This is a genomic window from Actinoplanes sp. NPDC051633 (assembly GCF_040681735.1).
Lineage (GTDB): Bacteria > Actinomycetota > Actinomycetes > Mycobacteriales > Micromonosporaceae > Actinoplanes.
This window is the reverse complement of the sequence record NZ_JBFAZH010001148.1, coordinates 1-2,442: the sequence shown is the minus strand read 5'-3', so window position 1 is coordinate 2,442 and position 2,442 is coordinate 1. Positions and strand designations below refer to the sequence as shown.

The window sequence follows — 2,442 nt, the reverse complement described above, 5'->3', positions numbered from 1 at the left end:
CGAAGCCGAAGAAACCTCCAGTCAGCAAGCCCGGTGCGCCCCGCAACGTGCGCGCCGCGGCGGGCAACGCTGAGGCCCGGGTGTCCTGGCAGGCGGCCAACCCCAACGGCGCGGCGATCACCCGGTACGTGGTGGTCGGCGCGGGCCGGACGATGCAGGTGGGCGCCGATCAGCGGTCGGTGAACGTGACCGGGCTGACCAACGGTGAGACGTACCGGTTCGAGGTGCACGCGGTCAACAAGAAGGGCGACGGTCCGTCCAGGACCAGCAACGCGGTCCGTCCGACCTCCGAGGTGCCGGATCCGCCGGGCCTGCCGCAGGCGGTGGCCAGGCCGGACGGCTCGGTCACGGTGAGCTGGCCGGCGGCCAACGGTCAGGGGCTGGAGATCGAGCGGTACGCGGTCAGCGCGATCGCGGAGGGCGGCACGGCGCCGGTCGGCGAGGCCGAGGGCACCGATCTGACCATCAAGGACGGCGAGCTGGAGTACGGCAAGCAGTACGCGTTCACCGTGGTCGCGATCAACGAGCGGGGCGCCGGGTCGAAGGCGTCGCCGGTGAGCAACAGCGTGGTGCCGTTCGCGAAGCCGCTGCGGCCGGAGAACGTGGACGCGGCCACCGTCGGCAGCGACAAGGGCACCATCCGGGTGACCTGGACGGCGCCGGCGGACAACGGCCGGGCGATCACCCGGTATGCGGTGCGGGCCGGCGACAAGCAGCAGGACGTGTCCGACGGCACGTCGGTGACGATCGGCGGGTTCGGCGACGGCGAGAGCGTGCCGGTGGAGGTGCGCGCGGTCAACGAGGCCGGCGAGAGCGAGCCGGGCACGGCCACCGCCCGGACCGTGGCGATGCCGGTGGTCACCATCACCGGCGGGTCGACGACCTTCGACAAGGCGACGGTGACCTACAGCGTGGACGCCGGCGGCGGCACGGCCTCGTGCACGCTGAGCGCCAACGCCGGTGGCGGATCCAAGACCGGCTCCTGCTCCAGCCTCACGTTGGACAATCTCAAGCCGAGCTCGAGCTACACGTTCACGGTGACCGCGCGCAACGCCGCCGGCGCCGCGAGCAAGACCAGAGTCCTGGAGACCAAGGACCTCTACGGCGTCGCGACCTGCAACAACGGCCCCGACGGCGACCAGCGCACGTACTGCAACGCCGACGTCGACGGCCGCAACGGCAACGAGATCTTCAGCGTCACCCGGCAGGACAATGACAAGCAGGTCGGCTGGGCCAGACCCGGCACGAAGCTGAAGGCCTACTGCAAGAAGTCGGGGACGTCGATCGACGCGTGGATCTACAACGACAACAAGCAGAGCACCATCTGGATCCAGGTGGAGTACAGCGGCAAGAACTACATCCCGTGGGCCTGGCTCAACCTGGACAACAACGACAACCCGAACGACCTCCCCAACTGCTGAGGGCGACACCCGTGCAACCTGAACCTCTGCCACCCGGGCACGTCCAGGGCTTCGCCCAGGTCGCGGCGCAGCTCGCCGACCGGATCGGCGCCGTCGTGCTGGGCAAGCCCGAGGTCGTCCGGCTGGCGCTGACCGCGTTCTTCGCACAGGGTCACGTGCTGCTCGAGGACGTGCCCGGGGTCGGCAAGACCACGCTGGCCCGGGCGATCGCGGCCAGCGTCCGCGGGCAGTGGCGGCGCATCCAGTTCACCCCCGACCTGCTGCCCTCCGACGTCTCCGGCGTGACGATCTTCAACCAGGCCAGCCGCGGCTTCGAGTTCCACCCGGGTCCGGTGTTCGCCAACATCGTGATCGCCGACGAGATCAACCGCGCCTCGCCCAAGACGCAGTCCGCGCTGCTGGAGGTGATGGAGGAGCGGCGGGTCACCGTGGACGGCGTGCCGCACCCGGTGCCGCAGCCGTTCCTGGTGGTGGCCACGCAGAACCCGGTCGAGATGGACGGCACGTACCGCCTGCCGGAGGCGCAGCTGGACCGGTTCCTGGTGAAGCTGTCGGTGGGATATCCGGACGAGGACTTCGAGATCGAGGTGCTGCGCGGGGCCGCGCTGCGCTCGCCGGACGCGCTCGAGCCGGTCACCGACACGGTCACGGTCGGCGAGATGGTGCGGATGGCGCAGCATGTGCACATCGCCGACCCGCTGTACGCGTACGCGGTCCGGCTGGCCGCCGCCACCCGCAACCATCCGCAGGTCCGGGTCGGCGTCAGCCCCCGCGGCGTGATCGCGCTGACCCGGGCAGCCAGCGCGTACGCCCTGATCAACGCCCGGGGCTACGTGCTGCCGGAGGACTTCAAGACGCTGGTCGAGCCGGTCTTCGCGCACCGCGTGCTGCTCACCCCGGACGCGCAGCTGCGCGGCGTCACCGCGGCGGAGGTGCTGAACGACGCGGTCCGCTCGGTGCCGGTGCCCCTGCCCGACAACCTGCAGGCGTGAAGGGGATCACCTCCCGGGGCATCGGCGCC

Annotated in this window: 2 protein-coding genes; both read left to right on the top strand. The window is 70.8% G+C overall.

The window, feature by feature from the left end; genetic code table 11:
• Positions 1-1,421: fibronectin type III domain-containing protein (locus AB0M20_RS38235; protein WP_364305774.1), on the top strand; the 1,421-nt coding region annotated here is incomplete at its 5' end.
• 11 nt (positions 1,422-1,432) lie between these two features.
• The gene (locus AB0M20_RS38230) at positions 1,433-2,413 is read left to right on the top strand and encodes a MoxR family ATPase (RefSeq protein ID WP_364305772.1); all 981 of its coding nucleotides are present in this window, start codon (positions 1,433-1,435) and stop codon (positions 2,411-2,413) included.
• Positions 2,414-2,442 lie beyond the last annotated feature (29 nt).